The sequence below is a fragment of the Occultella gossypii genome, assembly GCF_019947135.1.
Classification (GTDB): Bacteria; Actinomycetota; Actinomycetes; order Actinomycetales; family Beutenbergiaceae; genus Occultella; species Occultella gossypii.
The window spans coordinates 226,774-251,276 of the sequence record NZ_JAGSHT010000003.1 but is presented as its reverse complement, the minus strand read 5'-3'; the positions used below and the strand labels follow the sequence as shown (position 1 = coordinate 251,276).

Below are 24,503 nucleotides of genomic sequence, written 5' to 3'. Positions count from 1 at the left end.
GACCCACGCCGCGGCCCCCCCGGGTGCCCCCGGGGGGTCCCTCGACGGGGTCCACCACCTCCGCACTGGCGGCGACCTCGGTGGCGACCTCATCCTCGACCTTGCCCAGAAGGTCGCCGAAGTCCTTGACGGACTTGGGCCGGTCAAGTTCCTGAAGGCTGGTGGCCGTGGCGATGAGCGCGGCGATCGGCTCAGGCAGGTCCGGCCGGACGGCGGCGGCATCCAGTGGGCGCCCTGCCTGGATGCGCTCGAGCAGGTCGGAGACGTTCTTGGAGGGTGGGCTCCCGGTAAACACCAGGTAGGCGAGCGCGCCGAGCCCGTAGACGTCGAGCGGGACCGCGGGAAGGTCGCCGGCGCCCCGCAGAGACTCGGGGGCGAGGTAATACCACTGCTCGTCCTCGACGAGCTTTGCGATGTCGGAGACGCCGGCGGAGAGGACCGTCATGGTGGAGCGAGCAGAGGTGCCGGGCGACTTACGCCCCGTCATCCAGTCGCGGATGCGGACGTGGGGTACGCCGTCGAGCATTGTGACGTAGACCCGCTCGGGGCTGAGCGCGCGGTGCATCAGTCGCCGTGAGTGTGCGTACGCGACCACCTCGGCGATCTGCCGCACGAGCGCCAGCCGGGCATCGAATCCCAGGGCGGCGCCGCGCTCGGTGAGGAACCTGTCCAGCGGCCGGGCGGCGTCGTCGTAATCGAAGATGAGCGCGGGACCGAGGTCGGAGGCGATGAACTCCAGCGGCGATTCGATTCCTGCGTGGAGGATGCCACGGGTCAGGGAAAGCTCACGCTGGGCGGTCTGCTCGATCTCCTGCCGGTCCTCGCGGGCGACGCCGGGCGGAACGTCAAAGAGCCGGATGCGGCGGGTGATGCCGGGCATACTCGGGTGTGAGGCGAGCTCATCGTGCCAGCCCTTGCCCTCGGTGATCTGGCTGTCCGGCTTCAGGACGTACTGGCCGACGGCTCGAGTCTTGGGGGTGGCTACAAAGCCGGCTGCCGCGACGATGGCGGCGACCTGTGCTGCCTGGGTCTCGCTGATCAGATGTTTCGGGTTCTGCGGCGGGGTGGCGAGGAACTCAGAGAGAGTCGCGTACGGCGGCAGTCCGCTGACCCGGTAGTCGTCGAGCGCGAGCACGTGCGCCTCGGCGATCGGATCGAGGTCGATCGTCGAGTCCTCGCCATGCATCACGACCTTCGCACCGATGAAGGGGATCACCGTCTGCGCCGCTTCGGGTGCGGTGTCCTTGAGCAGCGATGCAATCCGCTTCGCCTTCAGGGAGGTGGCGTGGAACGGGCTCGTTCGGATGCTCTGGTTCTCGCCCGTGGTGCTTGTCAATGTCCAGTTCTGCTGGTTGCCGGAGATCGTGCCGTGCCAGCCCTTGAGTTCTACAACGAACATGCCGACACGGCTCAGGAGGAGGACGTCGACCTCGCCGGTGCGGCCCGACCCGTCGACAAAGGTGAGATTCGCCCAGGCGTGCGTGACGCCGTCGTCGGGCAGGAGTTCGCGGAACTTCGCCAGCGCCGCCGCCTCTGCCGGGGAGGCGGGATCGCCGAGGCTCACCCACCTGGGCGACGTCGCTTTCATTCATTCCCCCGGTTGCATGGTTTTCACTGCCACGATGGACCGTGGCCAGTACGTCGATCCTGCCACGAAGGGCCAGGCGAGCCAGCCAGTCCGCGCAACAAATGCGACGTCCACGCCGAACGTCCCGGGATGAGTCCCGGGCGAACTGGATCGGTTGTCACTGACGGTGAACCCTCTGCGTCAGGTCCGTGGTGCGATCGGCGCCGTAGATTGGCACGACGCCTGCCACGGATCGCCGCTTCAGAAGAGCACTTCCCGATCCCGCGCTTCAGCAACTTTCGCTTGCGGTCGACGCTGCAGGTCTATATCTGCGCCCCGGCCTTGATCAGTCAGCCAAGGAAGCGCTCGGTTTCGGGTATCGAGGACAGCAGCATCGGGATGGTCCGCACGGACCCTCGGTAACGCGAGCGCGGCGCCTTCAAGTGCTCGGTAGGCATCGTCGGCCACCGACGGTTCGACGCGGACCGCGTATGCACCCTCCGCCTGCACAACCGTGAGCAGGTTGAGGTCGAAGAGCGTGTGAATGTCGGCGCGGAGCAGAAGGCCGTTGGCGACCGCGTTGGTGTGAGTGCCCCGATACGGCGAGATGTGGGCCGCCTCAAGGACCGCCACGGTCGTACATCCGGTCACCGCGCATCGGCGGTCGTATGCGGCGAGCAACGAGTCTCGGAACTTGCCCTGTCCTTGCCGGATCGCGATCTCAGCGAGCACCCGCTCGCGGCGGTCCTCCGTGATGTCGGGCAGGCCGCGCACCGCCGCCTCGGCTGTTGGGAAGGCCGCAGACACTTCGTCAACCGCAACGAACGCCCACAGTGCCCGCTCCACGACCGGATCGCTCGACTGTCGCACGATCGACGGGTTCTCACGGAAGCCGGTCGCCCTCATGACTTCTGTCCAAGTGGGCGACGGCCCGATGAGATCGCCGGTCCGTCCGAACTCGAACCGATACTTGTAGACGCGCTTGCCGGAGTCCGTCCAAGGCTGTGCGTCCGCTGACCCCAAAGGACGCACGCCACCTGCGACCTCGGCCCAACCCACGAACCCAATCCCGCCGGTCCAGAAGTACACGACATCGCCGTTGTGCACCTCGTGGCGCTGCGTCATATCCCACAGGTTGTGGATCTTCGCGAGCTCCCAGTGATTCGAGTAGTTCTTGTCGATCGAGAGAATCCAACTTGCCACGACATGCCTCGTCCCCGTTTGTGGCGGGTGGAGGCATGTCCGGTGCGGAAGCCTGTCGGGCCGCTTGCTATTTCTGTGGTTGTAGTTGCGGCGGCGTTCCGGCCGTCAGGATTTGCGCGGTTGCCCGCGCGGAGGGCACGGTCTTCGTCGCGGGTTCACGCGGCTGCGAAGCATCGCCTGCGTCTCCTCGTCGACGGAGTAGAGCAAAGTGCCCACCAAGCCGCGGGTGAGCAGCACCTTGTAGACATGCCGCACGAGGCGGTCAAAGGTCGCGTCCTCGACGCTCGTCCGCGATCGGAACTCCGGATCCTTGTTGAACTCACGCCGAGCGACCCATCGATCCGATCGCCACACAAGGTCCGGACCCAAGATCACCCCGTTCCAGGCGTACTCGAAACCTTGTGCCGTGTAGACACAGCCGACCTGGTCGAAGCCCGCCGGATCGGATGCCCAGAGCGACGATGGCGGCGCGCCACCTACGGCACGGTCACTCTTGAGATTCCACGGTCGGGACCATGCGCCGATCCGCACATCCGGCACCAAGGACCCGTCCTTGCGCGGGTCACTCCAGGGCCAGCAGTACCCCGCCGTCATCCGCGCGTTCAGTCCGTTCTGGGCGTAGGTTCGCAGCCTGCCTTCGAGTTCCTCGACTGATGCAACGACTTCGACGGCGAACGTCGGCTCGTCGTGCCAGGTGGGCACTTCCGTAGAGCTCTCCTCTGCAGCCAGGCCCAAGAGCGAGTGCACCCAGTTGAGGTAGGTGGTGCTGCCGCCAGAGCGGAACTGCGCGTTCAAATCCACCGCGTGCAAGTCCATGCCGCGTGCCCGTGCGTGCTCGGTGATCTGTTGAACGGTGCCCATCTCCCCTGGGCGCACCACCTGGTGCTCATCCAGAAGGAATACCGGCACCTTCGCGACGGCGAGGAGTTCCTCGACCTGGTGTCGGGCGTTCTCCCGCAGCGCCTTCGGTGTGTAGCGATTGACCGACTTCGCGCGGATCCGGTGAGCTTCGTCGAGGACGACCACCTCGAGCGAATCAGGCTCCGCCGTCATGAAGGAGTTGAAGTACTTGAAGAGGCTTTTCGTCCGTGAGGAGCCCCGCCCGGCGACCTGGCGCATCGTCTCTGTGAAGGACTTCGACCCCGTCGCGTGGAGAACGCTGACACCGCGTCTCGCGAGTTCGCCGAGGAGCGACAACGCGATGACGCTCTTCCCACTACCTGCCGAGCCAGTCACCACGACCACGGCACGCTGGTCGTCAGCGCGAGCTTGCTCGACGGCGTCCAGCACCAACTCATAGGCGACCCGCTGCTCGTCCAACAACACGAACTGCTCGCGGTCCTGGATTTCAGCGGCCGCTACCGACAGCAGTTGCTTCGATGGCGCAATCTTCGAGGCCAGCAACTCCCGTGCAGACTCGGGGCGTGGCACCGACGCGATCCGTGTCCTGAGGTAATCGCGAAGGGCCTCGCGACCCTGCCCCGTGAACATGCGATCGAACGCTGTGCGATCCAGTCGCCACAAGTCCGCGACGGTTGTGTCCGTCGCGTTGTGGAGATATGCGAGGCTCGACACCGAGCCCGACTCCCGTCCGAGCACGGACACGAAATCCTGCAGGTACTCGCGGTATCCCCTCACCTGAAGCAGCGGATGCAGCGAGGGCCGATATGGCGCCCCGTCGACCTCGACGAGGGTGTCAGAGGTGCCCCAGGCCGTCGCCGAACTCCACTGCTTGAGTTCGACAACCACGTAACTAGCGCCGCCGGTAGCGGGATCTTGCCCGGCGAGGACGACGTCGGCTCGCTTGCTCGACAGCGGAAGTGGGTACTCGAGGATGACTTCGACGTCACCGAGGCCAGCCGCTACGAGCTCGCGTCCGAGGACCGGAAGGCTCGACCGCCACGACTTCCGCTCCGCCAGACTCGGGGCACCGTGTCCACGCACCACAAGGGCATTCTCGAGCGCTTCCTCGATCGGCGAGAAGTCGCCCACGCCTCCCAGATCGAGTGCAGCCGCCGGCATGGTGACGGGATCGAGCACGAGGCCCCCTCAAGCAGCACGAAGTCGTGCGGAGGGGGCATATCTGCGAGCAGAAGTCCGTCGGTACCGCGGGTTCCGGACATGCTATCGAAGGTGCGCCATCACCCGATCTGTACCTCAGCCGCAGCAACACTCGCTCCTACGTCGCTGGTGCTGATTGCTAGCGACAACTTGGCCGCTCATCGGGAAGTGAAGCGCACGACGCGCTTGGCCGCCCGGAACTGTTCGAACTCGGCGCCTCTACTGGACTCGTGGCAGGACACGCTCGGCAACCGCGGGGCTCAAATCAGGTAGATCTCAAGCCGATACCTCGGCCCAGAAGCCGCCGGGTCAGCCTGACACTCTCCGTCGACCGTCCATCCGCCTAGCGTGCCCATAGTTCGAAACTGGTCACGATGGCAGAGGACGACCGGAACGATGCTTGCAGACGACCGCTGAGGCGGTCCAATGGATCAGACCGACGAACACCAGTTTCGCGTCGAAATTGTGGGTGGGCTAGCAACCGTCGGGTCCCAGCGTAGGTGGCTTCGTCGAGTCGGCACCAAGTGTCAGTCCTCGTCACTACTCTCAGATCGGTGGCACGGTCAACTAGGAAGTTCGGCGGAGGAGGTCTGGTTGTCACACAATCCGCTTGAGCACGAACTGGAGTCGTTGACGCGGCACCTCGACTCACTTCGCAGCCATCGCGAGACAATTCTGTCTGACCTCGACTGGTACGACCGGTTCGACACCAGGCAGACAGAGAAGGACGCGTTGAGGCTAAGTGACGGCCTGGTGGCCATCCAAGAGCAACTCACTGCGATCAAGAGCGAGTGGGACAGAGCCAGTGAGAGGACGCCAGGACTCATCAAGAAGGCCAGGCTTGGCTGGAATCCTTCGTATTGGATGTCCGACTCGCGACGTTCCGCCAGGTCACATCTGCGAGAACACCTGCAATCGGTAGCTCTCCTCAATGCCCAATTGGACGCACTTAAACTCACGGAGAAAACTTCAGGACGCGCCCTGGACCTTCTCTACCATGACCTCAAGGAGCACAAACAGTTCAATCTAGGAGCAGCACAATCAAAGCTTGCGGCACTCGAATCCGAGATCCCACTCCGCGAACTTGAGGATGAACACCTTGCACTTCGCAAGACCGAGGTGGATCGCCAGTTGCACGAGCCGCGTAAGAGCCTCGCACTCCTGGAGTCAAAACTCGAGGATCTGAAGAATGAAGAGTGGGAACTCCAACGCAGAATCGACGACTCTGAGCGGGACGTGTCAGAGGCGAAACGGCTTGACGGCCGGATCTCGCACGCCAGCAATAGTTGCGAACGAGCGATTCTGCACGAAGAGTGCTCGGATAGGTTCGGACCTTCTTCTCCGCGAGCTGTGATCCGTGATCGCTCTGCGGCAATCAGGAGGGGTCGAACTTCGCTCCAACACACAATGCGGCGAACCGCGGGTGTCGAACGAGACATCAGTAAAGTCGAGCGTCGGATACATGAGGTCGCTATACGTGCTTCTCGAATCATTCGAGCACTGATCATTGACGGGAATAACCTCTGTTACGAGCGCGATCGATTCATCGGTCTATCGGCCCTTAGGCCTCTCTGCCAGAGGCTGGCCGAATCTTACGACTTGACAGTCGTTTTCGATGCGTCGATTCGCCGTCTCATGAGAACTTCTGATGGCGCTCTTCGGAAGGAATTGCCAAGGACGAACGTACACGTCGTATCATCGCGAGGAAAAGCAGATGAAACATTGCTCCATGCCGCGCGAGATCACTTCGTATTTGTCCTGAGCAACGACCGGTTCGCGGAGTACCGGGATCTAGCAGTCGTTGCCGATGGCCGGGTGATCCGACATGAGATCCTGAACGGACACATCATGGTGCACGATTTATCGGTTGACGAACCGTTCTTCACCCCGTTCGAGTGAAGGTTGTGCACGGATTCACTATGAACACTCGCCCATTCTCCCCATCCGGACCTGGCGAGATCGGCGCGGGCTTATTTGTTCCCCGAAGCGCCGTCTCTCTACAGAAAATGTCGCATTAGTTATACAAGGCAGGAAGGTCGCGCAAATGGGTCAAAAGGAAACAACCAATACATGGGACGCGTTAAACTTCGGCTGGGAAGGAATTTGGGGTTCCCTCATTGCCGCCCTAGTATCGGCCTTAATCGCGATTCTTGTCGTTTCGTTGACTCAGCGCCACCAACGGCGACTTACCATTGAACAGCGAAGACTTGAAGCATTTGCTTCACTGCTGGAGGAGTGGCACCGAGCGTGGGTGGTGGCAGCGGCAGATTGGACCGACTATTCGAGGCCTCATATACTCCCCACCTGGAGGATCCTTTGGCGGATTCGCGGTTTTCAGGACCATCTTGATTCCAGTCGGGCTATCGCCTTGAAGCGAGCAGATCTGGAGAAGTCCATGCAACAGACGAGACGAGCATGGGAGCTCTGGCGCCTCTTCCTAGACAAGGGGGACAGCGCCATCGAGGGCGCGGCCGGCAGGGCCCACGAATTCTTGTTCATGGAGTGGAGATACAACATGCTGCTCCCGCGCGGGACCCTTGCTATTCCTCTAGACGACGCCTACGTCGGGGAATGGGAAGAGTTCATGGACCTAAGCCGTCTCTGGCACACTGGTTCCAAATGGGCAAAGAGGAGATTACGCAAGGACTTCGAGGCCGCTTGGAGGCAGCCGCCAAAGACCATCGAGCAGATCATTTACGATTTCCCGGAAAATCACGGAATGAACTTGGACTGATTTATCACACAACAAGTACCTGGCGTAGTTCCGGTCGTCCGATTGGTGACAACGGGCCAAGGCTACTCCGATCGACGCAGAAATCTCACCCGAAGAACACCCGCTCCATCACCACCCGCGCCTGCCGAGCGGTCCGCAGCCAGTCCTCCTCCAGATCCCGGGCGTGTCCGGCGTGGTAGCCAAGCAGCCGCGACACCCCGGCTAGCTCGCCCCGTTCCGAGGGCAGCACGTCCACCTTCTGCCCGCTGACGCGCCCCGTGCTGAGCACGATCGCGTTCCGAAGACGGGTGGCCAGTTCCCAGGCGGCGGTGAGTTGTTCGGCGTCGGACTCCGAGATCAGGTTCGCATCCCGCGCGGCGGCGAGGGCCCCGAGGGTCGAGGTGGTCCGCAGGGCTTCGGTCTGGCCCGCGTGGCACAGCTGCAGGTACTGCGCCGTCCACTCCACGTCACTCAGCCCACCGCGGCCGAGCTTGAGGTGGTGTGTGGCCGGCACGCCACGTGGCAACCGCTCGGATTCCACCCGTGCCTTGATCCGGCGCAGCTCGCGTATCTCGGCCAGGTCGATCCCATCGGCCGGGTAGCGCAACGGGTCGATGAGGGCGGTGAACCGCTCCCCCAGCTCGGCGTCGCCGGCCACCGAACGCGCGCGCAGCAGCGCCTGGCGCTCCCAGCCCTGAGCCCACCGCTCGTAATACTCGGCGTAGGAGTCGATGGTGCGCACCACCGGGCCCTGCCTGCCCTCGGGGCGCAGTTGGGAGTCCACCGGGAGCACTGGCTCGGGACCGGTCTTGCCGAGCAGGGACGCGATCGTGGTGGCGACCAGGACTGCCCAGTCCTGGGCCTGCTTCGGGTCGGCGCCCTCATGCGGGTCGTGCACGAACAGCACGTCGGCGTCGGAGGCGTAGCCGATCTCGGCGCCGCCGAGTCTGCCCATGGCGACCACGAGGAACGCCGACGGGTCGCCGCCCCGGCCCAGCTCCGCCGTCGCCGTCTGGGTGGCGATGCGCACCGCGCCGGCCAGGGCCATGTCCGCGGCCGGGGAGATGACCTCGGCGCAGGTGGTCACGGGCACGTCGGCGAGGACGTCGCCGATGGCGCCGCGGGTGAGTTCGCGGCGGCGCAGGAACCGGACCGCCTGGGCGGCGTCAGTAGCATCGTCGCGGCGCAGCAGCATCGCGTTCATCGCGGCCGCGAGGGCCTCGGGGGTGCGCGGGGTGAGTTCGCGGTCGTCGCCGAGCCAGGCCACGGCCTCGGGGGTGCGCATCAGCGAGTCGGCGACGTACTTCGAGGAGGACAGCAGCGTGGCCAGGCGTTCGGCGGCGGCGCCGGAGTCCCGGAGCATCTTCAGGTACCAGTGGGTGCCGCCGAGTTCCTCGGACAGTTTGCGGAAGGCGAGCAGGCCACCGTCGGGGTCGGGGCCCTCGGCGAACCAACCGAGCATCACCGGCAGCAGCTGGCGCTGGATCGCGGCGCGGCGGGAGATGCCCTCGGTGAGGATCTTGATGTGCCGCAGGGCCCCGGCCGGGTCGCGGTAGCCGATGGCCTGCAGCCGGGCCTTCGCGGCCTCGGGGTTCAGCGACACGTCGTCCGCGGACAACCGCGCCGTGGCGGGCAGCAGCGGGCGGTAGTACAGCTCCTCGTGCAGGCGGCGAACCCGGCGGCGGGTCGCCTGCCAGCGCGCCACCAGGTCCGTGGCACCGGCCACCTCACCCTCGGGTGAGCGGCCCATCGACCGGGCCAGGCGGCGCAGGTCATCGTCGCCCGTCGGGAGCAGGTGGGTGCGGCGCATCCGGTAGAGCTGGACGCGGTGCTCGAGCACGCGCAGGAACCGATAGCAGGCGCCCAGTTCGGCGGCGTGATCACGGCCGACGTACCCGCCCGCGGACAGGGACTGCAGCGCCCTGAGGGTGTTCGCGGACCGGATCGAGGGGTCCGTGCGGCCGTGCACGAGCTGCAGCAACTGCACGGTGAACTCCACGTCGCGCAGGCCACCGCGGCCGAGCTTGATCTGCCGGTCCGCCTCCGCGGGTGGCACGTTGTCCTCGACCCGGCGGCGCATCGCCTGGGAGTCCTCCACGAAGTTCTCCCGGCCGGCGGCCTCCCACACCATCGGGCGGGTCGCGGCGAGGTATTCGGCGGACAGGTCCGCGTCGCCGGCGACGTGCCGGGCCTTGAGCAGGGCCTGGAACTCCCAGGTCTTGGCCCACCGCTCGTAGTAGGACACGTGCGAGGCGAGGGTGCGTACCAGCGGGCCGTTCTTGCCCTCCGGGCGCAGCGCGGCGTCCACCTCCCACAGGGCGGGCTCCCGGGAGGGCATCGAGCACATCCGGGCCAGGGTGGCGGCGAGCTTGGTGCCGGTGCGGAGTGCGGACGCCTCGGCAGCGTCAGACAGGCCGTCGGCCGGTTCGGCGACGTAGATGACGTCGACGTCGGAGATGTAGTTGAGCTCGCGGCCGCCGGTCTTGCCCATGCCGAGGACGGCGAGGCGCACGCCGGCGCCGTGGTCGGACAGTTCGGCGCGGGCCAGTGCCAGGGCCGCCTCGAGCGCGGCGGCGGCGAGGTTGGCCAGGGCGGCACCGACCTCGGGCAGGAACGCCTCCGGGTCGGTCGCGGTGAGGTCCTCGGTGGCGATGGTCAGCAGCGCGCGACGGTAGGCGCGGCGCATCTCGTCCAGGGCGCCGTCGCTGGCCCGCACCGACGCGACCGGCATCGCCGCGTCGGGGTCGGCGCCGACGGACTCGAGCAGCTGGGTGCGCACGTTCGCCGGGTCCGCGGCCACGCCGTTGCGGGGGCGCAGCACGAGTTCGACGTCGCCCGGGTGGGCCACCAGCCAGTCCCCCGTGGCGACCGACGCCCCGAGGACGGCGATGAGGTTCCGGCGGGCGCCGGCCGGGTCGGCGAGCACCTGGGTCAGCCGCTCGGCTCGTTCGGGGTCCGCCTCACCGAGGCGGGCCAGGGCGAGCAACGCGAGGTCGGGGTCCGCGGCGCGGGCGACGTCGGCGATCAGCGCCGTCGACGCCGCACCCAACCCGCCGTCGGTGCTACCGCCGTCGAGCTCGGCGGCCTCGCACGCGGCGAGCACCCCGGCCAGGAAACCCGACTCCCACAGGTCCGCGGCGCGGGATGCATCGGCGAAGCCGGTGCGCGCCAACCGGGCCCGCAGCGACGGCGCGCGGCTCACGCGGCCGCCACCTGCGCCGTCGGGCATGGGCTTGCCGAACCAGCCATGCTCAGATCAGGCCGACGCGGGCCAGCTCGTAGGGGGTGACCTGCGCCCGGTAGTCGGTCCACTCCTGCCGCTTGTTCGCGAGGAAGAAGTTGAACACGTTCTCCCCGAGCGTGTCCGCGACCAGCTCGGAGCGCTCCATGGTCTCCACGGCCTGCTCCAGGCTGCCCGGCAGCGGCTCGATGCCAAGGGCGCGACGCTCGCCGTCGGAGAGCTCCCAGACGACGTCCTCGGCCTCCTCGGGCAGCTCGTACCCCTCCTCGATGCCCTTCAGCCCCGCCCGCAGCAGCACCGCGAGCGCGAGGTAGGGGTTCGCGGCGGAGTCCATGCCGCGGTACTCGATCCGCGCGGACTGGCCCTTGTTCGGCTTGTACATCGGCACCCGCAGCAGCGCGGACCGGTTGTTGTGACCCCAGGTCTTGTAGCTCGGGGCCTCCTGCCCGCCCCACAGCCGCTTGTAGGAGTTCACGAACTGATTGGCGACGGCGGTGATCTCACCCGAGTGCACCAGCAGCCCGGCCATGAACTGGCGGGCCGTGGTGGACAGCCCGTACTTGGAGCCGGGGGCGTGGAAGACGTTGGTGTCCCCCTCGAACAGGGACAGGTGCGTGTGCATGCCGGAGCCGGGCTGGCCAGCCATCGGCTTCGGCATGAACGAGGCGACGAAGCCCTGCTCGATCGAGACCTCCTTGACCACCGAGCGGAACGTCATGATGTTGTCCGCGGTGGACAGGGCGTCGGCGTAGCGCAGGTCGATCTCGTTCTGCCCGGGGCCGGCCTCGTGGTGGGAGAACTCCACCGAGATGCCCATCGACTCCAGCAGGGTGATCGCGGCGCGGCGGAAGTCGTGACCCTGGCCGCGGGCGACGTGGTCGAAGTAGCCGGCGTTGTCGATCGGGACCAGCGGGTCGGTCTCGTTCTCCTGCGGCTGGAACAGGTAGAACTCGATCTCCGGGTGGGTGTAGAAGGTGAACCCGGCGTCCGCGGCCTTAGCGAGGGCGCGCTTGAGCACGTTGCGCGGGTCGGCGGCGGCGGGCTCACCGTCCGGGGTGAGGATGTCGCAGAACATCCGGGCGGTGCCGTGCTTGCCGCCGCGCCAGGGCAGCACCTGGAACGTGGACGGGTCCGGCTTCGCGACGAGGTCGGACTCGGAGACGCGGGCCAAGCCCTCGATGGAGGAGCCGTCGAAGCCGATGCCCTCGCTGAACGCGCCCTCGAGTTCGGCCGGGGCGATCGCCACCGACTTCAGCACGCCGAGCACGTCGGTGAACCACAGCCGGATGAACCGGACGTCACGCTCCTCGATCGCGCGAAGGACGTACTCCTGCTGCCTGTCCATGCACTGCTCCCGTCATCGTTTCCGGTGCCTCGCCGGTGCCGGGACCATCATGTCAGGTGAGTCGTAGGCTTCCGTGCCATGACGACGCTTCGGGTGGCACTCGCGCAGACGAATTCGACGGTGGGCGATCTGGACGGCAATGCCGCCACGGTGTTGCGGGTCGCGTCCGCCGCCGCAGCCGAGGGCGCGGACCTGATCGCGTTCGGGGAGATGGTGCTGACCGGGTACCCGATCGAGGACCTCGCGGTGCGGGGGTCGTTCCAGCGGGCCGCGGCCGCGCGGCTCTCAGCGCTGGCGGGTGAGCTCGTCTCGGCGGGTGCCGGGGACGCCGTCGTTGTCCTCGGTGCGTTGGGGACGGCCGCGGACGGGCGGCCGACGAACACCGCGGCGGTGCTGCACCAAGGCAAGATCGTGACGCGCTACACGAAGCACCACCTGCCCAACTACGGGGTGTTCGACGAGTTCCGGATCTTCGCCTCCGGGAACGACCCGGTGGTGGTGGACGTGGCGGGTTCGCGGGTGGGGCTGGCGATCTGCGAGGACATCTGGCAGGACGGCGGCACCGTGGAACAGCTCACCGACGACTCCCTCGACCTGCTCCTGGTCATCAACGGCTCCCCCTACGAGCGGGGCAAGGCGCCGCTACGGGTGCGCCTGGGCGCGCAGCGGGCCAGGGAGGTGGGCGCCCCGGTCGCGTACGTGAACTTGATCGGTGGTCAGGACGATCTGGTGTTCGACGGCGGATCTTTCGTTGTGGACGTTGACGGCGAGTTGCTCGCGTCGGGGCCGACGTTCGCCGAGCACCTGCTGGTGCTGGATGTGGACGCGCCGGGGCAGACCGTGGTGCGCGATGCCGCGTTCGCACGGCGCTCCGACGACACCGAGCAGATGTATGACGCGGTGGTGCTGGGGCTGCGGGACTACGCCTTGAAGAACGGCTTCGGATCGGTGATCCTCGGGCTCTCCGGCGGGATCGACTCGGCGCTGGTGGCGGCGATCGCGGCGGACGCGGTCGGGGCCGAGAACGTGGTGGGGGTATCGATGCCGTCGGTGTACTCCTCCTCGCACTCGAAGTCCGACGCGCAGGACTCGGCGGAGCGGATCGGGCTGGACTACCGCGTGCAGGAGATCGCGCCGATGGTGGACGCGTTCCAGGGCGCGCTGGGGCTTTCGGGAACGGCCGAGGAGAACCTACAGGCGCGGATGCGCGCGGTGATCCTGATGGCGCTGTCGAACACCGAGGGGCACCTGGTGCTCGCGACCGGTAACAAGAGCGAGCTCGCGGTGGGCTACTCCACGATCTACGGGGACGCGGTCGGGGGGTACGCGCCGCTGAAGGACGTGTCCAAGACGCGGGTGTGGGAGCTGTCGAGGTTCCGCAACGCCCGTGCGCTGGACCGCGGTGAGGTGGAGCCGATCCCGGAGAACTCGATCACGAAGCCGCCGTCGGCCGAGCTGCGGCCCGGGCAGCGCGACGACCAGTCCCTGCCGGACTACGAGCTGCTGGACAACGTGCTCGACGCGTACGTGGAGAACGCGCTCGGCCGCGACGACCTGCTCGCGTCCGGGTTCGACGAGGACGTGGTGGAGACGGTGGTCAGGCTCGTGGACCGGGCCGAGTGGAAGCGGCGCCAGTACCCGATCGGCCCGAAGGTGACCGCGATGGCGTTCGGGCGCGACCGTCGGCTGCCGATCACGAACGCATTCCGGGAGTCCGACGCGGACTAGGCTGGCTGTATGTCACAGGAGACCCCTGCCCCGGCCAAGTCCGTACTGCCCCCGGTAGGAGGAGACAAGCCCAGGCGGGTGCGCGTGCAACACGTGCAGGCCGCGAAGGAGGCCGGTGAACGGCTGACCATGCTGACCGCCTACGACGCGCCGACCGCGCGGATCTTCGACGCCGCCGGGATCGACATGCTGCTCGTCGGCGACTCCATGGGCGACAACATGCTCGGGCACGCGAACACCATTCCGGTGACGATGGACGAGCTCATCCCCGCGGCGCGCGCGGTGACCCGGGCGACGAAGCGCGCGATGGTGGTGGCGGACCTGCCGTTCGGGTCCTACGAGGCCAGCCCCGCGCAGGCCCACGCGTCCGCGGTACGGATGATGAAGGAGACCGGGGCACAGGCCGTGAAGTTCGAGGGCGGCGCCCGGGTCGCCGAGCACGTGCGACTGCTCACCTCCGCCGGCATCCCCGTGATGGGGCACCTCGGCTTCACCCCGCAGTCGGAGAACGTCCTCGGCGGCAAGCGCGTGCAGGGCCGCGGCGAGGACGCCGCCGAGTTGCTCTGCGAGGACGCCTTGGCCCTGCAGGCGGCCGGTGCGTTCGCGGTGGTGCTGGAGATGGTGCCCGCGCCGGTCGCGGCCCGGGCCACCGAGATCCTGGCGATCCCGACCATCGGGATCGGCGCCGGCGCGTCCTGCGACGGGCAGGTCCTGGTGTGGCTGGACATGGCCGGCATGGGCGGCTGGGCGCCGCGGTTCGCGAAGCAGTTCGCGCAGATCGGGGCGGAACTCGAGAAGGCCGCTTCGGACTATGCGGCCGAGGTGCGGGGTGGCACGTTCCCGGGGCGGGAGCACGCGTACTGGGAGTGAGGCGCGCTTCCGCGGAAGCGCCACGGCGGGCACCCTGGAGTCACGCCCACCGCACCCGCTGACCCAGAGCACTCCGGGTGATCCAGTGCTCCTGGAGCCTCTGGGTCAACTGCGGTGCGGTCGATCCCGCTCGCCTCGGCCGATGGCTGTCATTCTCAGGTCCGCGCTGCTCGACGGCTGCCCAGCGAGGACACCCATTGGGACCGCGTGCCGAACGCAACCGCGAGTACGACCAGGCAGGCCGATGCCGCGATCACGCCAGGCATGAACTGGGCGCCGTCGTAGACGATCTCGTGCACGTCGTTCTGCCAGCAATGCACTTCCGGTGGGAAGCCGATCACTCTGCGCCCGGCCGACCCTTCGGTGTACCAGACGTCCGCGCACAGATCGCGTGCCCTCTGGCGCAGGTACCAAGGCCAAACGCCAGCCGCAGCGAGAAGCACCATTGCGACCGTGGCGATGCTGCAAAGTATGCGGCCGATCATGCGCCGATCATGTCAGACCGGTGCGCGGAACCGGACGGCTCTGACCGTGGGCGCCGAAGTCAGTGAAGCCGACGACCAACGTCCATCCACCCACTGAGTTCGGGATCTCGATTCGGTCCGGAGTGCCTCGCGGGAGCCGGGTCAGCCCCGGATGTCGCGGGGCACCTGGCCGTCGCGGGGATCGGGTCCGTAGCTGGACCGTTCGCCGATCGTGCCGTCGAGGTCTCTGATGATGTGGTCGATGCCCCTGGTGCGTGCTTCCTCACGCCCGATCGCCACGGCTTCGTTCCTGTCCTTGTGCGTGCTGAACGCCCTCTCGGTTCCTTCGCGGCGGTTCTTCCATTGTCCGTCGTCGTGGAACGTCTCGACGTCTCCGCGTGGCATCGGACCGACCTCCCTCACCTGCCGGCGGCGGGCACCTGGGAAGTGCCTCGGCAGGCCGTCCGGCTCTGTACCGAGGCTGCCAGCAACGCGACCGGAGCGCGCGCCGAGCGCCCGAGGGCGCCGGCTCTCAGGGGGCCTGCGGCCCGGACTCGGCCGGTGGCAGGCATCGGCAGACCGGCTCCAGGTCGGCGCAGACCAGGATGAGCGCGTGGCCCTCGCCGGGCGTGTCACAGCCGGGATCGGAACAGGACTGGGTCTCGTCGGTGTGCACGATCCAGGTCTCGTGGCAGTGGCGCAGGTGCGCCGACCCGCAACAGGGGCGAGCGGCCGTGGTGGTCGCGGTGGACTGGCTGGTCATGAGGCCTTCTTCTTCTGGGTCTTGGCCGCCTCGGTGATCGCGTCTGCGAGCTCATCCTTGGTCATCTGGGACCGGCCGTCGACGCCGTAGTCCTTCGCGAGGTCGTACAGCTCCTTCTTCGACTTCGCCGACACGTCCGGGGCGTCGGAGGACGTGGTGCTCTTGCGTTCGAGCCCACCGGCCTGGTGGCGGTTGCCGGCCTTGTGCTGGCGGGAGGCTTCGACCGATTTGCGCAGCGCCTCCATCAGATCGATGACGCCGCCACCCTCATCGTCCTCGGCGTCGCTCACCGTGACGATGCCCTCACCCTTGGCCTTGGCCTGCACCAGGTCGAGGACCTTCTCCCGGTAGGTGTCGACGTAGTTCTCGGGGTCCCACTTCGAGGTCATCGACTCGATCAGCGACGTCGCCATCTTCAGGTCCTTGTCGCCGGGCTTGCGCGCTGCCGGCACGCGCGGCAGTTCGGACTTGGGGTCGCGGATCTCGTCGGCGAAGAACATCGTCTCCAGCGTCAGGACCCCGTTGTGCGGGCGCACGGCGGCCAGGTACTGCTTGGAGCGCATCACGAAGTTCGCGACCGCGATCCGGTCGGTCTTCTCCATGGCGGCGGTGAGCAGGCGGTAGGCTCGCTCGGCTGCCTCGTTCGCCGGCGCCAGGTAGTAGGTCTTCTGGTAGTGGATGGGATCGATGTCCTCGGCATCGACGAAGTCGGTGATGTCGATCGTGCGGGAGCGGCCGGGTGCGATCTCGTCGAGCTCGTCCGGGTCGAGGAGCACGTACTCCCCGTTGTCCAGCTCGTAGCCCTTGACGATGTCGTCGTAGTCGACCTCCCTGCCGGTGTCCTCGTTGACTCGCTTGTACCGGATCCGCGAGGAGGTGCCCTTCGCGAACTGGCGGAAGTGGATCGTCTTGTCCTCGGTGGCCGAGTACAGGCCGACTGGCACGTTCACCAACCCGAACGCCAGCGCACCGGTCCAAATCGACCGCGCCATCACGCACCTCCGCATCACATTCGAGGGTCCTGGCCTACGAGTGCCACTGTGGCGGCAGGCGCGGGCGTTGGCCACCGGAGAGTAGGCGGGAGCACACGTACCGGGGCCGAGTAGTCGCGAAGACGACGCGCTACCAGACGAGTCCATCCAGATGGTTATGGCCGGAGAGCAGGCGAGCGATCCGGTCCTGCGCCGCTTCGCGTACGTCACGTTGGGGGTGGTGTGAGTAGAGCGCGAGCTCCACGTACATGTCGTAGAAGTTCAACCGCTCGCGCAGGTGCTCGCGCTCGAACAGCTCCGGATACGCGCCGTGCAGCCACCCCGGGACCTCTGTGAGGGTGGTCTCGTCGAGCCCTCGCTCGTCGGGGGTGGGTGGGTACTCCCGCGCGTTCGCGCACCAGCGCAGGATGGTGTCGAGCTCGACATCCGCCGGCTGAGCCAACGCCTCCGCGAAGTCGATCAGACCGGTGACGCGTCCTTGGTCGACGATCACGTTGGATCCATGGAGGTCACCGTGGACGAGGACGGGTTCGTCGGCGGCGAACAGCGCCAGCCGCTCCTGGAGCCAATCGGCGACGTCGGCGAGCAGGCGCGAGTCATGACCGGGCAGTCGCCGGGCAGCCTCGACCTGCTGGAGCGCCGCACCCACCACGGGTGGGTGGAACGCCGGCCACGACTTGCCAGCGAGCGCCTCGGCCAGCCAGGGCGGCAACAGGTCGGCCGGGACAGGAATGGAGTGAAGGGCGCGCAACACAGAGCCGAGGCTCTCGATCATTGCTTGGCGCGTGGGCGAGTCCGAGGCCGGCCATGCCTCGTACAGGGTTCGGCCGGGCAGGCGTTCGGAGACGTACCACGGCCCGTCCGGGCCGTCGCCGTGGGCGAGCATCCGGGCGTGTGGAACCGCGCTGCCGGCGAGCAGGCTGACGACGGTGGCCTCGTGGCGATACGCGTCGCGGAACTGTCCGTTGGTGTTCAGTCGTACGACGTACTCGTCGCCGACCCACACGCGGCTGACCCAGCCGGCCTTGGGAAGAAAGCGCCCGGTCGCTGGCAGACCAGCGGCCGCCAGCGTCCTCAGCCGCGCCGGATCGGTGGCCGGCTCGCCCACGAACGGCGTTGATTGGTCGCACACGTACCCGAGCCTTGCACGCATCGGTGCCGTGGACCGCCCCGGGAGTGAGGGCGGGCCTGCGCAGAAGGTCACGCTTGCGGCGCAAGGTCCGTCGTTCCCACGTGAGGCCGAGGCGAGCGGCGCCGTCGAGCCTTAGAGGCCCCAGCTGCGGGCCAGGTCGAGCGCCTTGTCGATCAGGTCGGGTTCGGGTGCGGCACCGCTGGCGGATCCGCCTCCGGACGCGGACCGGCCCCCGACGATCCTGGCGAGCAGCCAGTCCACGAACTCGACGGCGACGTCCTGGGCCGCCGCGGGGAGCAGCGTGTTGATCTGGCGGACCACGTCGGGCCCGTACCGGATGCCCATGTACCAGCGGCTGAAGTCGCGGAACTTGCCGGCCATCGCCGCTTCCACGGCACCCCGGTTCGTCAGGGTGGGACCGGTGAACGTGCCGCCGAGCATCTCCAGGAACCGGGTGGCGCGGTCGGTGCTGGCACCGGCTGCGGTGAAGTACACCTCGAGGGTCTCGGCGATGCCGCCACCGGGCGGCACGGCCATCTGCCCGGGGCCGGTGGCGGCGGGCGCGGACCCGACGACGTAAGCCGCGACGTCACCTTCGAGATTGGAGTCGGCACCATAGTCCGTTCCGCGACGACCGCTGAAGTATCGGGACGCGGGAGTGCTCGGCACGCGCAGCCGGCGCCGGGCGAGCTGCCCGGTCGCGCCGCCGAGATCGCCGACCCAGGTGGTGATCTCCAGGCCGGTCGCGCCCTGCGTCGGCACGTTCACCGACCGCGACGTCCAGCTCTGCCGGGCATTGAGGCCGATGATGAGGTGCCCGGCATCGATGGTGCCCAAGGCCGGGTGCCGGACGTCCTGACTCTCCTTGATGGCCGTGTACAGCGAGGTGCCCAGCACCGGTCGCGGGTCGGCCCCCGGGCCGGCCCTGGTTGTGTACGCCTGGAACGCGAGATTGCGCGTCTGGCTGGCCTCGACCTCGTAGTCCAGGCTCCAGTCGGTGCCGTAGTAGATGCCGGAGAGGACCTGGATCCGGTCGTCGATCGCGGACACACCCGCGGCGGCCAATCGGCTCTCGGCCTCCCGGACGAGCGCGACGTAGGCGGCCGCGGTGCGCGCTCGCGCGAAGGTGCCGCCCGGGCCCGGCGACGTGCCACCAGCAGCCGCATGCGGTGGACGGCTCTGCCGCTGCACGGCCGCGGACGCGGGGTTCCGGGTCGCGGCGAGGGTCACGACGGCTGCGTTGCCGGCGGTCCGCTGCAGCCCGATCAGTGCGCGTGGCAGTGCTGCCGTGGGGGGCGCGGCGTCACGCCGGGCTGGTACCCGCGCCGGGCTCGGACCGGAGCGACCGGGCGGGGCAGGCACCAGGCGCGGTTCCATCGACCGATGCTACCGAGCAGCCGAAGCAGACGGTGATGGCCGATCGGGCAGCCTCGGGGGCAGGTCCCCGCGCGCCGAGCAGTGCCGGCGTCACTCGGCCGGCGGTGGCCTCTCGAACCAGGTCCACAGGACGCGCATGGTGGCCAGGATGAACGCGGCGAACAGGGCCTGGTTGACCACACCGAAGGGCGCCAAGCCGCCACGCGTGGCGAACAAGGTCCAGTTCACGGCGATGTCGGTGAGGATCACGGCGACGCCGAGAATCACACCTGCGCGCCGTCGCACCACGATCAGCGCGACCGTGGCGGCATCCAGCACCGTCAGGGAGGTCCAGAACAGGCGGACCCCCGTGGGAAAGCCCGCGTAGACGTCCATTCCGCTGACCACCAGGTCGACGACGTGGGTGCTCGTGCCGAAGACGAACCCGAGGATCCACACGCCCTGGATCACTCTGCGCGTCCGAACGGACGGGATGCGGGCGGCCACGGGCCCATCCTACGAACGGTGCCAGCGCACGAACGGAGTCGCGTCGGCCCGAGCCGTGCGGACCGCCGACGGTCAAGGGCGGGCCGCGCGACCAGGAGCACTGGCTCACCCAGTTCGCGTCTCACGAGTGACAGCCGTTGACGTAGCCCGATCCTGCCTCTTAGTATGCGTCTAAATTAAGTCACGAACGAAGAGGTGTCATGACTGGGACACGGACGTCACTGCCGGACCGCGGCGAGCTCGGGCCCGCGAGTGTCATCGCTGCGTTGGGCGCCAAGGGACCGATGTCCCGCGCTCAACTCGCCCGCGCCCTGCGGGTCAGCCCCGCGACCATCACCCAGGTCACCAAATCCCTCCTGAGTCTCGGCGTGATCACCGAGCTGGACGTCGTGTCCTCCGGCGGCGGGCGGCCGGCGCAGCTGCTGGGCCTCGTGGACGGCGCCGGCGTCGGGGCGATCGGCGCGAAGGTCACCGCGGATCACGTGACGATGGTCCAGGTCGGTCTCGACGGCGCGGTCCGGGACATCCACAACGAACCGTTCGACCCCTCCACTCCCGACGCCCTGGACGTGCTGGCCCGCCTGCTCGCCGCGGCGATCGACCGCTACGACGGCCTGCTCCTCGGCATCGGCGTCGGCGTGCCGGGCACCGTGGACGATCAGGCCAGCGGGGTGGTGCAGGCACCGACGCTCGGTTGGCGCGAGGTCCCGGTCGGCACGTTCCTGCGCCGCGAGCTCGATCTGCCGGTGCTCGTCGACAACGACGTGAACACCCTCGCCGTGGCCGAACGCCTCTACGGCACCGCGGGTTCGCACGACTCCGCGCTCATCGTGACCATCGGCCGGGGCATCGGCTGCGGCATCGTCGTGGACGGGAACCTGCACCGCGGCACCGACGGCGGCGCCGGCGAGATCGGCCACTTCCCGGTCGCGGCGGACGGGCCGGTCTGCGGCTGCGGCAACACCGGCTGCCTCGAGGCCTTCATCGGGGACGAGGCACTTGTGCGCACGGCGCGGGAGGCCGGCGCCATCGGTCCGCGCAGCGGCAAGGCGGCCCTCCGCCAGGCCGCCGACGAAGGCGACGCCGCCGCGAGGGCCGTGTTCGCCGACGCGGGCGCCCTGCTCGGGCGCACGCTCGCCGGGGTGGTGCACACCGTGGCGCCCGAGATCGTGGTGGTCCTCGGCGAGGGCACGGACTGCTGGCCGCACTGGGAGGAGTCGTTCGAGCGGGCGTTCCGCCGGCACCTGCTGCCGGGTCGCCGCAGCCTCCCGTTCGCCGTCGAGTCCTGGTCGGACGAACGCTGGGCGGCCGGCGCCGCGGCCCTGGTGCTGCACACCCCGTTCGACGCGGCGGGTGCGAGCGGCGACCAGGGCCGGCTCATCCGGGCGCGGCTGCACACCGGCAGCGCGGCGGCGATGCGATGAGCACCGCACCGGCGCCGGCGCTCGGCCGACCCATCACCGAGCCGGGCCAGCCACGACCCAAGCGCGCGAACGCCCGCCGGCGCGGGTTGCGCACCCTCGGCTGGGCGCTGCTGTTCCTGCTCCCCAGCGCGATCCCGCTCACCGCGTTCACCCTGGTGCCGATGATCTCCTCGGCCTGGGTGAGCCTGCACGACTGGAACCTCATCTCCCCGATGGAGTGGGTGGGCCTGGAGAACTACCGCGAACTGCTCGCGGACCCGCGCACCCGCGACGTCTTCGCCAACACCGCGACGTACATCCTCGGCTACCTCCCGCTGGTCTACATCGGCGGGCTCGGCCTGGCGCTCGCGCTGAACCGGGCCATGGCCGGCATCGCGTTCCTGCGCGGCGCGTACTTCCTGCCGGTCGTGACGAGCTGGGTGGTGGTGGCCCTCGTCTGGCAGTGGCTGCTCAGCCCGTCCAACGGCCTCGTCAACACCGTGCTCGGCGCCATCGGCCTGCCCGAGCCCGGCTGGTGGACCGACCCCGCCTGGGCGATGCCGTCGATCATCCTGGCCTCGGTCTGGAAGGACCTGGGCTTCGTCATGGTCATCCTGCTCGCCGGGCTGCAGGCCCTCCCCCAGGAGGTGCTCGAGGCCGCCCGGGTCGACGGCGCCGGCGCCTGGCGCCGGTTCTGGCACATCACTTTGCCGCTGCTCTCCCCCTCGACGTTCTTCGTGGTGGTGATCTCCCTGATCAACGGGTTCCAGGTCTTCGACCAGGTGAACGTGATGACGGGAGGCGGACCGGCGGGCGCGAGCCAGGTGGTGGTCGGGCAGATCTACGACCTCACGTTCCGGTACGGGCGCGCGGGTGACGCCTCCGCCCTGTCCTGGCTGCTGTTCGCCCTCGTGCTCGTCATCACCGCGATCCAGATCCGCGGCCAGCGCCGGTGGGTGACCTATGCCTGAGCTCACCGCCACCCGCCTCGAGAACGCAACCGGCCGCCCTCGGGCCCGCGTCCCGAACCTGTTCTGGGCGCTCGCCCTCACCCTCGGCGCCGCCGTCATGCTGTTCCCGTTCCTGTGGACGGTCATCACGTCGATCACCCCGGACGGGACCCTCGCCTCGGGCCCCACGCTGCTCGTCGAGGACCCCACCCTGGACGCCTACCGGCAGCTGTTCGACGCGATGCCGATGTGGCGGATCGTGGCCAACTCGTTCTGGATCGCGATCGCCTCGACCCTGTTCCAGCTGATCACCGGCGCGATGGCCGCGTACGCGTTCACCCGGATCGCGTTCCCCGGCCGCCAGGCGGTGTTCGCCGTGTACCTCGCCACCCTGATGGTGCCGTTGCAGGTGCTCGTGGTGCCGCTGTTCATCCAGATGACCCGGGCCCAACTCTCCGACACCTACTTCGCCCTGCTCGCGCCGTCGATCGCGTCGGCGTTCGGCATCTTCCTGCTGAAGCAGGCGATGGAGGGCGTGCCACGCGAGCTGGACGAGGCCGCCACGCTCGACGGCGCCCATCACCTGCGCATCTTCGCGCAGGTCGTGCTTCCCCTCACCCGGCCGGCCCTGGCCACGGTGGCGGTGTTCGCGTTCATGGGGAGCTGGAACAGCTACCTGTGGCCGCTCGTGGTCATCCGCTCCCCCGAGCTGATGACCCTCCCGCTCGGCCTGGCCACGCTCCAGGGCCAGTTCACCACCCAGTGGAACGTCGTGATGGCGGGCTCGGTCGTCTCGGTCCTGCCCATCGCGATCGTCTACGTCTTCGCCCAGCGATACATCATCGCCGGCTTCGCCCACAGCGGGCTCAAGTAACCCACCCATCGCGGCGACGCCGCCGCCCCCACGAAAGGCCCATCATGACTCAGCACCGCCGCCGAGCCGCCCGGCTCCTGGCCATGAGCGCCGTCGTCGCCCTCGCCGCGACCGCCTGCTCACAGGGCTCCGCCAGCAACGACGACCCCACCGAGGCCGAGGGCTCAGGGGACGCGCAGACCACGATCACGTACATGAACTTCTCCTCCAACGGCGGCAACGAGGAGAACCTCGCGCTCGTGGTCGACGCCTTCGAGGCGGACAACCCCGGCATCACCGTCGACGTCGAGACCTTCCCCTACGACGACTACTTCACCGTGCTGCAGACCGCCGTCGCCGGCGGCACCGAGGCGGACGTGTTCGAGCTGAACTACGAGAACTTCGTCACCTACGCCCTCAACGGCTCGCTCGCCCCGCTCGAGGGCGTCGACGAGGCGGCGTACAAGCCGTCGCTGCTCGAGGCGTTCCAGGTGGACGGCACCCAGTTCGGGCTGCCGGAGTCGTTCTCGAACGTGGTGCTGTTCTACAACGCCGACCTGTTCGAGGCCGCTGGGGTGGAGCCGCCGACCGCGGACTGGACCTGGGCGGATGAGCGGGCCGCCGCCGAGGCCCTGACCGACACCGCCGCCGGCACCTGGGGCGACTACCAGCCGATCTCCTTCCACGAGTTCTACAAGGTGCTCGCCCAGAACGGTGGTGAGTTCCTCAGCGAGGACCGCACCGAGGCCACGTTCGCCTCGCCCGAGGGCATCGAGGCCGCCGAGTGGCTCGTCGAGAAGTCCGGGACCGTGATGCCGACGACCGCCGACGGCGCCGGGACCCCCGACTTCGACACGAACCTGTTCACCTCCGGCCAGCTCGCCATGTGGCACACCGGCATCTGGATGTTCGGCCCCCTCGCCGACGTCGACTTCGCCTGGGACATCGCGGTCGAGCCGGGCAACACCGAGAACGCGTCGGCGATGTTCTCCAACACCGCGGTGGTCTCCGCACGGTCGGCGAACACCGAGGCCGCGCAGGCGTGGGCCGAGTACCTCACCTCGTCCGAGGCGATGGTCCAGATGCGCCTGGACACCGGGTGGGAGCTCCCGCCGGTCGCCGACGAGTCCCTGCTCGCCCCGTACCTCGAGCAGACACCCCCGGCGAACCGGCAGGCCGTGTTCGACTCCCTCGACGCGATCGTGCTGCCCCCGGCGATCGAGAGCCAGACGGAGATGCAGGACATCGTCACCGAGGAGCTCACCGAGGCCGCCGCCGGCCGCAAGACGGTCGAGGAGGCGCTGACCAGCGCCCAGGAACGCGTCACCGCGCTGCTCTGACCGTCACCGCATCCC

At 68.3% G+C, this 24,503-nt stretch carries 20 protein-coding genes; 8 read left to right on the top strand and 12 right to left on the bottom strand.

Features of this window, described 5'->3' with window-relative positions:
- The 3 genes from KCQ71_RS04510 to KCQ71_RS04500 all read right to left on the bottom strand — a co-directional run.
- A partial coding sequence (locus KCQ71_RS04510) for an NERD domain-containing protein (RefSeq protein ID WP_223403262.1) occupies positions 1-1,564 on the bottom strand: 1,564 nt, incomplete at its 3' end.
- A 264-nt stretch (positions 1,565-1,828) separates the two neighbouring features.
- Positions 1,829-2,770: an HNH endonuclease gene (locus tag KCQ71_RS04505; protein WP_223403260.1), complete on the bottom strand. Its 942-nt coding sequence runs from the start codon at positions 2,768-2,770 to the stop codon at positions 1,829-1,831.
- Between the two features lie 105 nt (positions 2,771-2,875).
- Positions 2,876-4,810: a DUF2075 domain-containing protein gene (locus tag KCQ71_RS04500; RefSeq protein ID WP_223403258.1), complete on the bottom strand. Its 1,935-nt coding sequence runs from the start codon at positions 4,808-4,810 to the stop codon at positions 2,876-2,878.
- A gap of 447 nt (positions 4,811-5,257) precedes the next feature.
- Between KCQ71_RS04500 and KCQ71_RS04495 the strand changes: the two genes are divergently transcribed.
- Both KCQ71_RS04495 and KCQ71_RS04490 read left to right on the top strand, forming a co-directional pair.
- A complete protein-coding gene (locus KCQ71_RS04495) occupies positions 5,258-6,730 on the top strand; it encodes a hypothetical protein (RefSeq protein ID WP_223403256.1) in 1,473 nt (490 codons plus the stop codon).
- Positions 6,731-7,226: 496 nt separating this feature from the next.
- Positions 7,227-7,565: a hypothetical protein gene (locus KCQ71_RS04490; RefSeq protein WP_223403255.1), complete on the top strand. Its 339-nt coding sequence runs from the start codon at positions 7,227-7,229 to the stop codon at positions 7,563-7,565.
- Between the two features lie 85 nt (positions 7,566-7,650).
- Here the strand turns inward: KCQ71_RS04490 and KCQ71_RS04485 are convergent, their stop codons facing one another.
- Together KCQ71_RS04485 and KCQ71_RS04480 are read right to left on the bottom strand one after the other, a co-directional pair.
- Complete coding sequence (locus KCQ71_RS04485; protein WP_372453922.1) at positions 7,651-10,746, bottom strand: bifunctional [glutamine synthetase] adenylyltransferase/[glutamine synthetase]-adenylyl-L-tyrosine phosphorylase; 3,096 nt, start codon at positions 10,744-10,746, stop codon at positions 7,651-7,653.
- 49 nt (positions 10,747-10,795) lie between these two features.
- Positions 10,796-12,130 (bottom strand): glutamine synthetase family protein, encoded by a 1,335-nt coding sequence (locus KCQ71_RS04480; RefSeq protein WP_223403251.1) that lies wholly within the window; start codon positions 12,128-12,130, stop codon positions 10,796-10,798.
- Positions 12,131-12,208: 78 nt separating this feature from the next.
- On the opposite strand from KCQ71_RS04480, the gene KCQ71_RS04475 reads away from it, so the two are divergent.
- A complete protein-coding gene (locus KCQ71_RS04475) occupies positions 12,209-13,858 on the top strand; it encodes an NAD+ synthase (RefSeq protein WP_223403249.1) in 1,650 nt (549 codons plus the stop codon).
- Positions 13,859-13,867: 9 nt separating this feature from the next.
- Positions 13,868-14,728, top strand: coding sequence for a 3-methyl-2-oxobutanoate hydroxymethyltransferase (panB, locus tag KCQ71_RS04470; protein WP_223403247.1), 861 nt, complete (start codon positions 13,868-13,870; stop codon positions 14,726-14,728).
- Between the two features lie 155 nt (positions 14,729-14,883).
- Here the strand turns inward: panB and KCQ71_RS04465 are convergent, their stop codons facing one another.
- The 7 genes from KCQ71_RS04465 to KCQ71_RS04435 all read right to left on the bottom strand — a co-directional run bounded on the left by KCQ71_RS04465 (position 14,884) and on the right by KCQ71_RS04435 (position 19,942).
- Positions 14,884-15,213: a hypothetical protein gene (locus KCQ71_RS04465; RefSeq protein ID WP_223403245.1), complete on the bottom strand. Its 330-nt coding sequence runs from the start codon at positions 15,211-15,213 to the stop codon at positions 14,884-14,886.
- A 141-nt stretch (positions 15,214-15,354) separates the two neighbouring features.
- Positions 15,355-15,597, bottom strand: a complete 243-nt coding sequence (locus KCQ71_RS04460) for a DUF2188 domain-containing protein (protein ID WP_223403243.1) — start codon at positions 15,595-15,597, stop codon at positions 15,355-15,357.
- A 127-nt stretch (positions 15,598-15,724) separates the two neighbouring features.
- Positions 15,725-15,955: a hypothetical protein gene (locus KCQ71_RS04455; RefSeq protein WP_223403241.1), complete on the bottom strand. Its 231-nt coding sequence runs from the start codon at positions 15,953-15,955 to the stop codon at positions 15,725-15,727.
- A complete protein-coding gene (ku, locus tag KCQ71_RS04450; protein ID WP_223403239.1) occupies positions 15,952-16,947 on the bottom strand; it encodes a non-homologous end joining protein Ku in 996 nt (331 codons plus the stop codon). Before ku ends, KCQ71_RS04455 begins: the two co-directional genes overlap by 4 nt.
- Before the next feature lie 130 nt (positions 16,948-17,077).
- Positions 17,078-18,079, bottom strand: a complete 1,002-nt coding sequence (locus KCQ71_RS04445) for a phosphotransferase (protein ID WP_223403237.1) — start codon at positions 18,077-18,079, stop codon at positions 17,078-17,080.
- A gap of 132 nt (positions 18,080-18,211) precedes the next feature.
- A complete protein-coding gene (locus tag KCQ71_RS04440) occupies positions 18,212-19,456 on the bottom strand; it encodes a hypothetical protein (protein ID WP_223403235.1) in 1,245 nt (414 codons plus the stop codon).
- 90 nt (positions 19,457-19,546) lie between these two features.
- A complete protein-coding gene (locus tag KCQ71_RS04435; RefSeq protein ID WP_223403233.1) occupies positions 19,547-19,942 on the bottom strand; it encodes a hypothetical protein in 396 nt (131 codons plus the stop codon).
- 200 nt (positions 19,943-20,142) lie between these two features.
- Here KCQ71_RS04435 and KCQ71_RS04430 point away from each other — a divergent pair, with 200 nt between their 5' ends.
- Genes KCQ71_RS04430 through KCQ71_RS04415 form a run of 4 tightly spaced genes read left to right on the top strand, consistent with a single transcriptional unit; the run spans position 20,143 to position 24,488 of the window.
- Positions 20,143-21,366 carry an ROK family transcriptional regulator gene (locus tag KCQ71_RS04430; protein WP_223403231.1) on the top strand — a complete coding sequence of 408 codons (1,224 nt, stop codon included), beginning with the start codon at positions 20,143-20,145 and terminating at the stop codon, positions 21,364-21,366.
- Positions 21,363-22,316 (top strand): carbohydrate ABC transporter permease, encoded by a 954-nt coding sequence (locus KCQ71_RS04425; protein ID WP_223403229.1) that lies wholly within the window; start codon positions 21,363-21,365, stop codon positions 22,314-22,316. Before KCQ71_RS04430 ends, KCQ71_RS04425 begins: the two co-directional genes overlap by 4 nt.
- On the top strand, positions 22,309-23,169 hold the full coding sequence (locus tag KCQ71_RS04420) for a carbohydrate ABC transporter permease (RefSeq protein ID WP_223403227.1): 861 nt from the start codon (positions 22,309-22,311) through the stop codon (positions 23,167-23,169). Before KCQ71_RS04425 ends, KCQ71_RS04420 begins: the two co-directional genes overlap by 8 nt.
- Before the next feature lie 44 nt (positions 23,170-23,213).
- Positions 23,214-24,488: an ABC transporter substrate-binding protein gene (locus tag KCQ71_RS04415; RefSeq protein WP_223403225.1), complete on the top strand. Its 1,275-nt coding sequence runs from the start codon at positions 23,214-23,216 to the stop codon at positions 24,486-24,488.
- The last annotated feature ends 15 nt before the right edge of the window (positions 24,489-24,503 follow it).

Bases quoted from the DNA above. Each gene is read 5' to 3' on its own strand.
- KCQ71_RS04425 (WP_223403229.1), top strand. From the start codon at position 21,363: ATGAGCACCGCACCGGCGCCGGCGCTCGGCCGACCCATCACCGAGCCG.
- KCQ71_RS04480 (WP_223403251.1), bottom strand. From the start codon at position 12,130: ATGGACAGGCAGCAGGAGTACGTCCTTCGCGCGATCGAGGAGCGTGAC.
- KCQ71_RS04455 (WP_223403241.1), bottom strand. From the start codon at position 15,955: ATGACCAGCCAGTCCACCGCGACCACCACGGCCGCTCGCCCCTGTTGC.
- panB (WP_223403247.1), top strand. From the start codon at position 13,868: ATGTCACAGGAGACCCCTGCCCCGGCCAAGTCCGTACTGCCCCCGGTA.
- KCQ71_RS04460 (WP_223403243.1), bottom strand. From the start codon at position 15,597: ATGCCACGCGGAGACGTCGAGACGTTCCACGACGACGGACAATGGAAG.
- KCQ71_RS04475 (WP_223403249.1), top strand. From the start codon at position 12,209: ATGACGACGCTTCGGGTGGCACTCGCGCAGACGAATTCGACGGTGGGC.
- KCQ71_RS04495 (WP_223403256.1), top strand. From the start codon at position 5,258: ATGGATCAGACCGACGAACACCAGTTTCGCGTCGAAATTGTGGGTGGG.
- KCQ71_RS04490 (WP_223403255.1), top strand. From the start codon at position 7,227: ATGCAACAGACGAGACGAGCATGGGAGCTCTGGCGCCTCTTCCTAGAC.
- KCQ71_RS04415 (WP_223403225.1), top strand. From the start codon at position 23,214: ATGACTCAGCACCGCCGCCGAGCCGCCCGGCTCCTGGCCATGAGCGCC.
- KCQ71_RS04420 (WP_223403227.1), top strand. From the start codon at position 22,309: ATGCCTGAGCTCACCGCCACCCGCCTCGAGAACGCAACCGGCCGCCCT.
- ku (WP_223403239.1), bottom strand. From the start codon at position 16,947: ATGGCGCGGTCGATTTGGACCGGTGCGCTGGCGTTCGGGTTGGTGAAC.
- KCQ71_RS04440 (WP_223403235.1), bottom strand. From the start codon at position 19,456: ATGGAACCGCGCCTGGTGCCTGCCCCGCCCGGTCGCTCCGGTCCGAGC.
- KCQ71_RS04465 (WP_223403245.1), bottom strand. From the start codon at position 15,213: ATGATCGGCCGCATACTTTGCAGCATCGCCACGGTCGCAATGGTGCTT.
- KCQ71_RS04430 (WP_223403231.1), top strand. From the start codon at position 20,143: ATGACTGGGACACGGACGTCACTGCCGGACCGCGGCGAGCTCGGGCCC.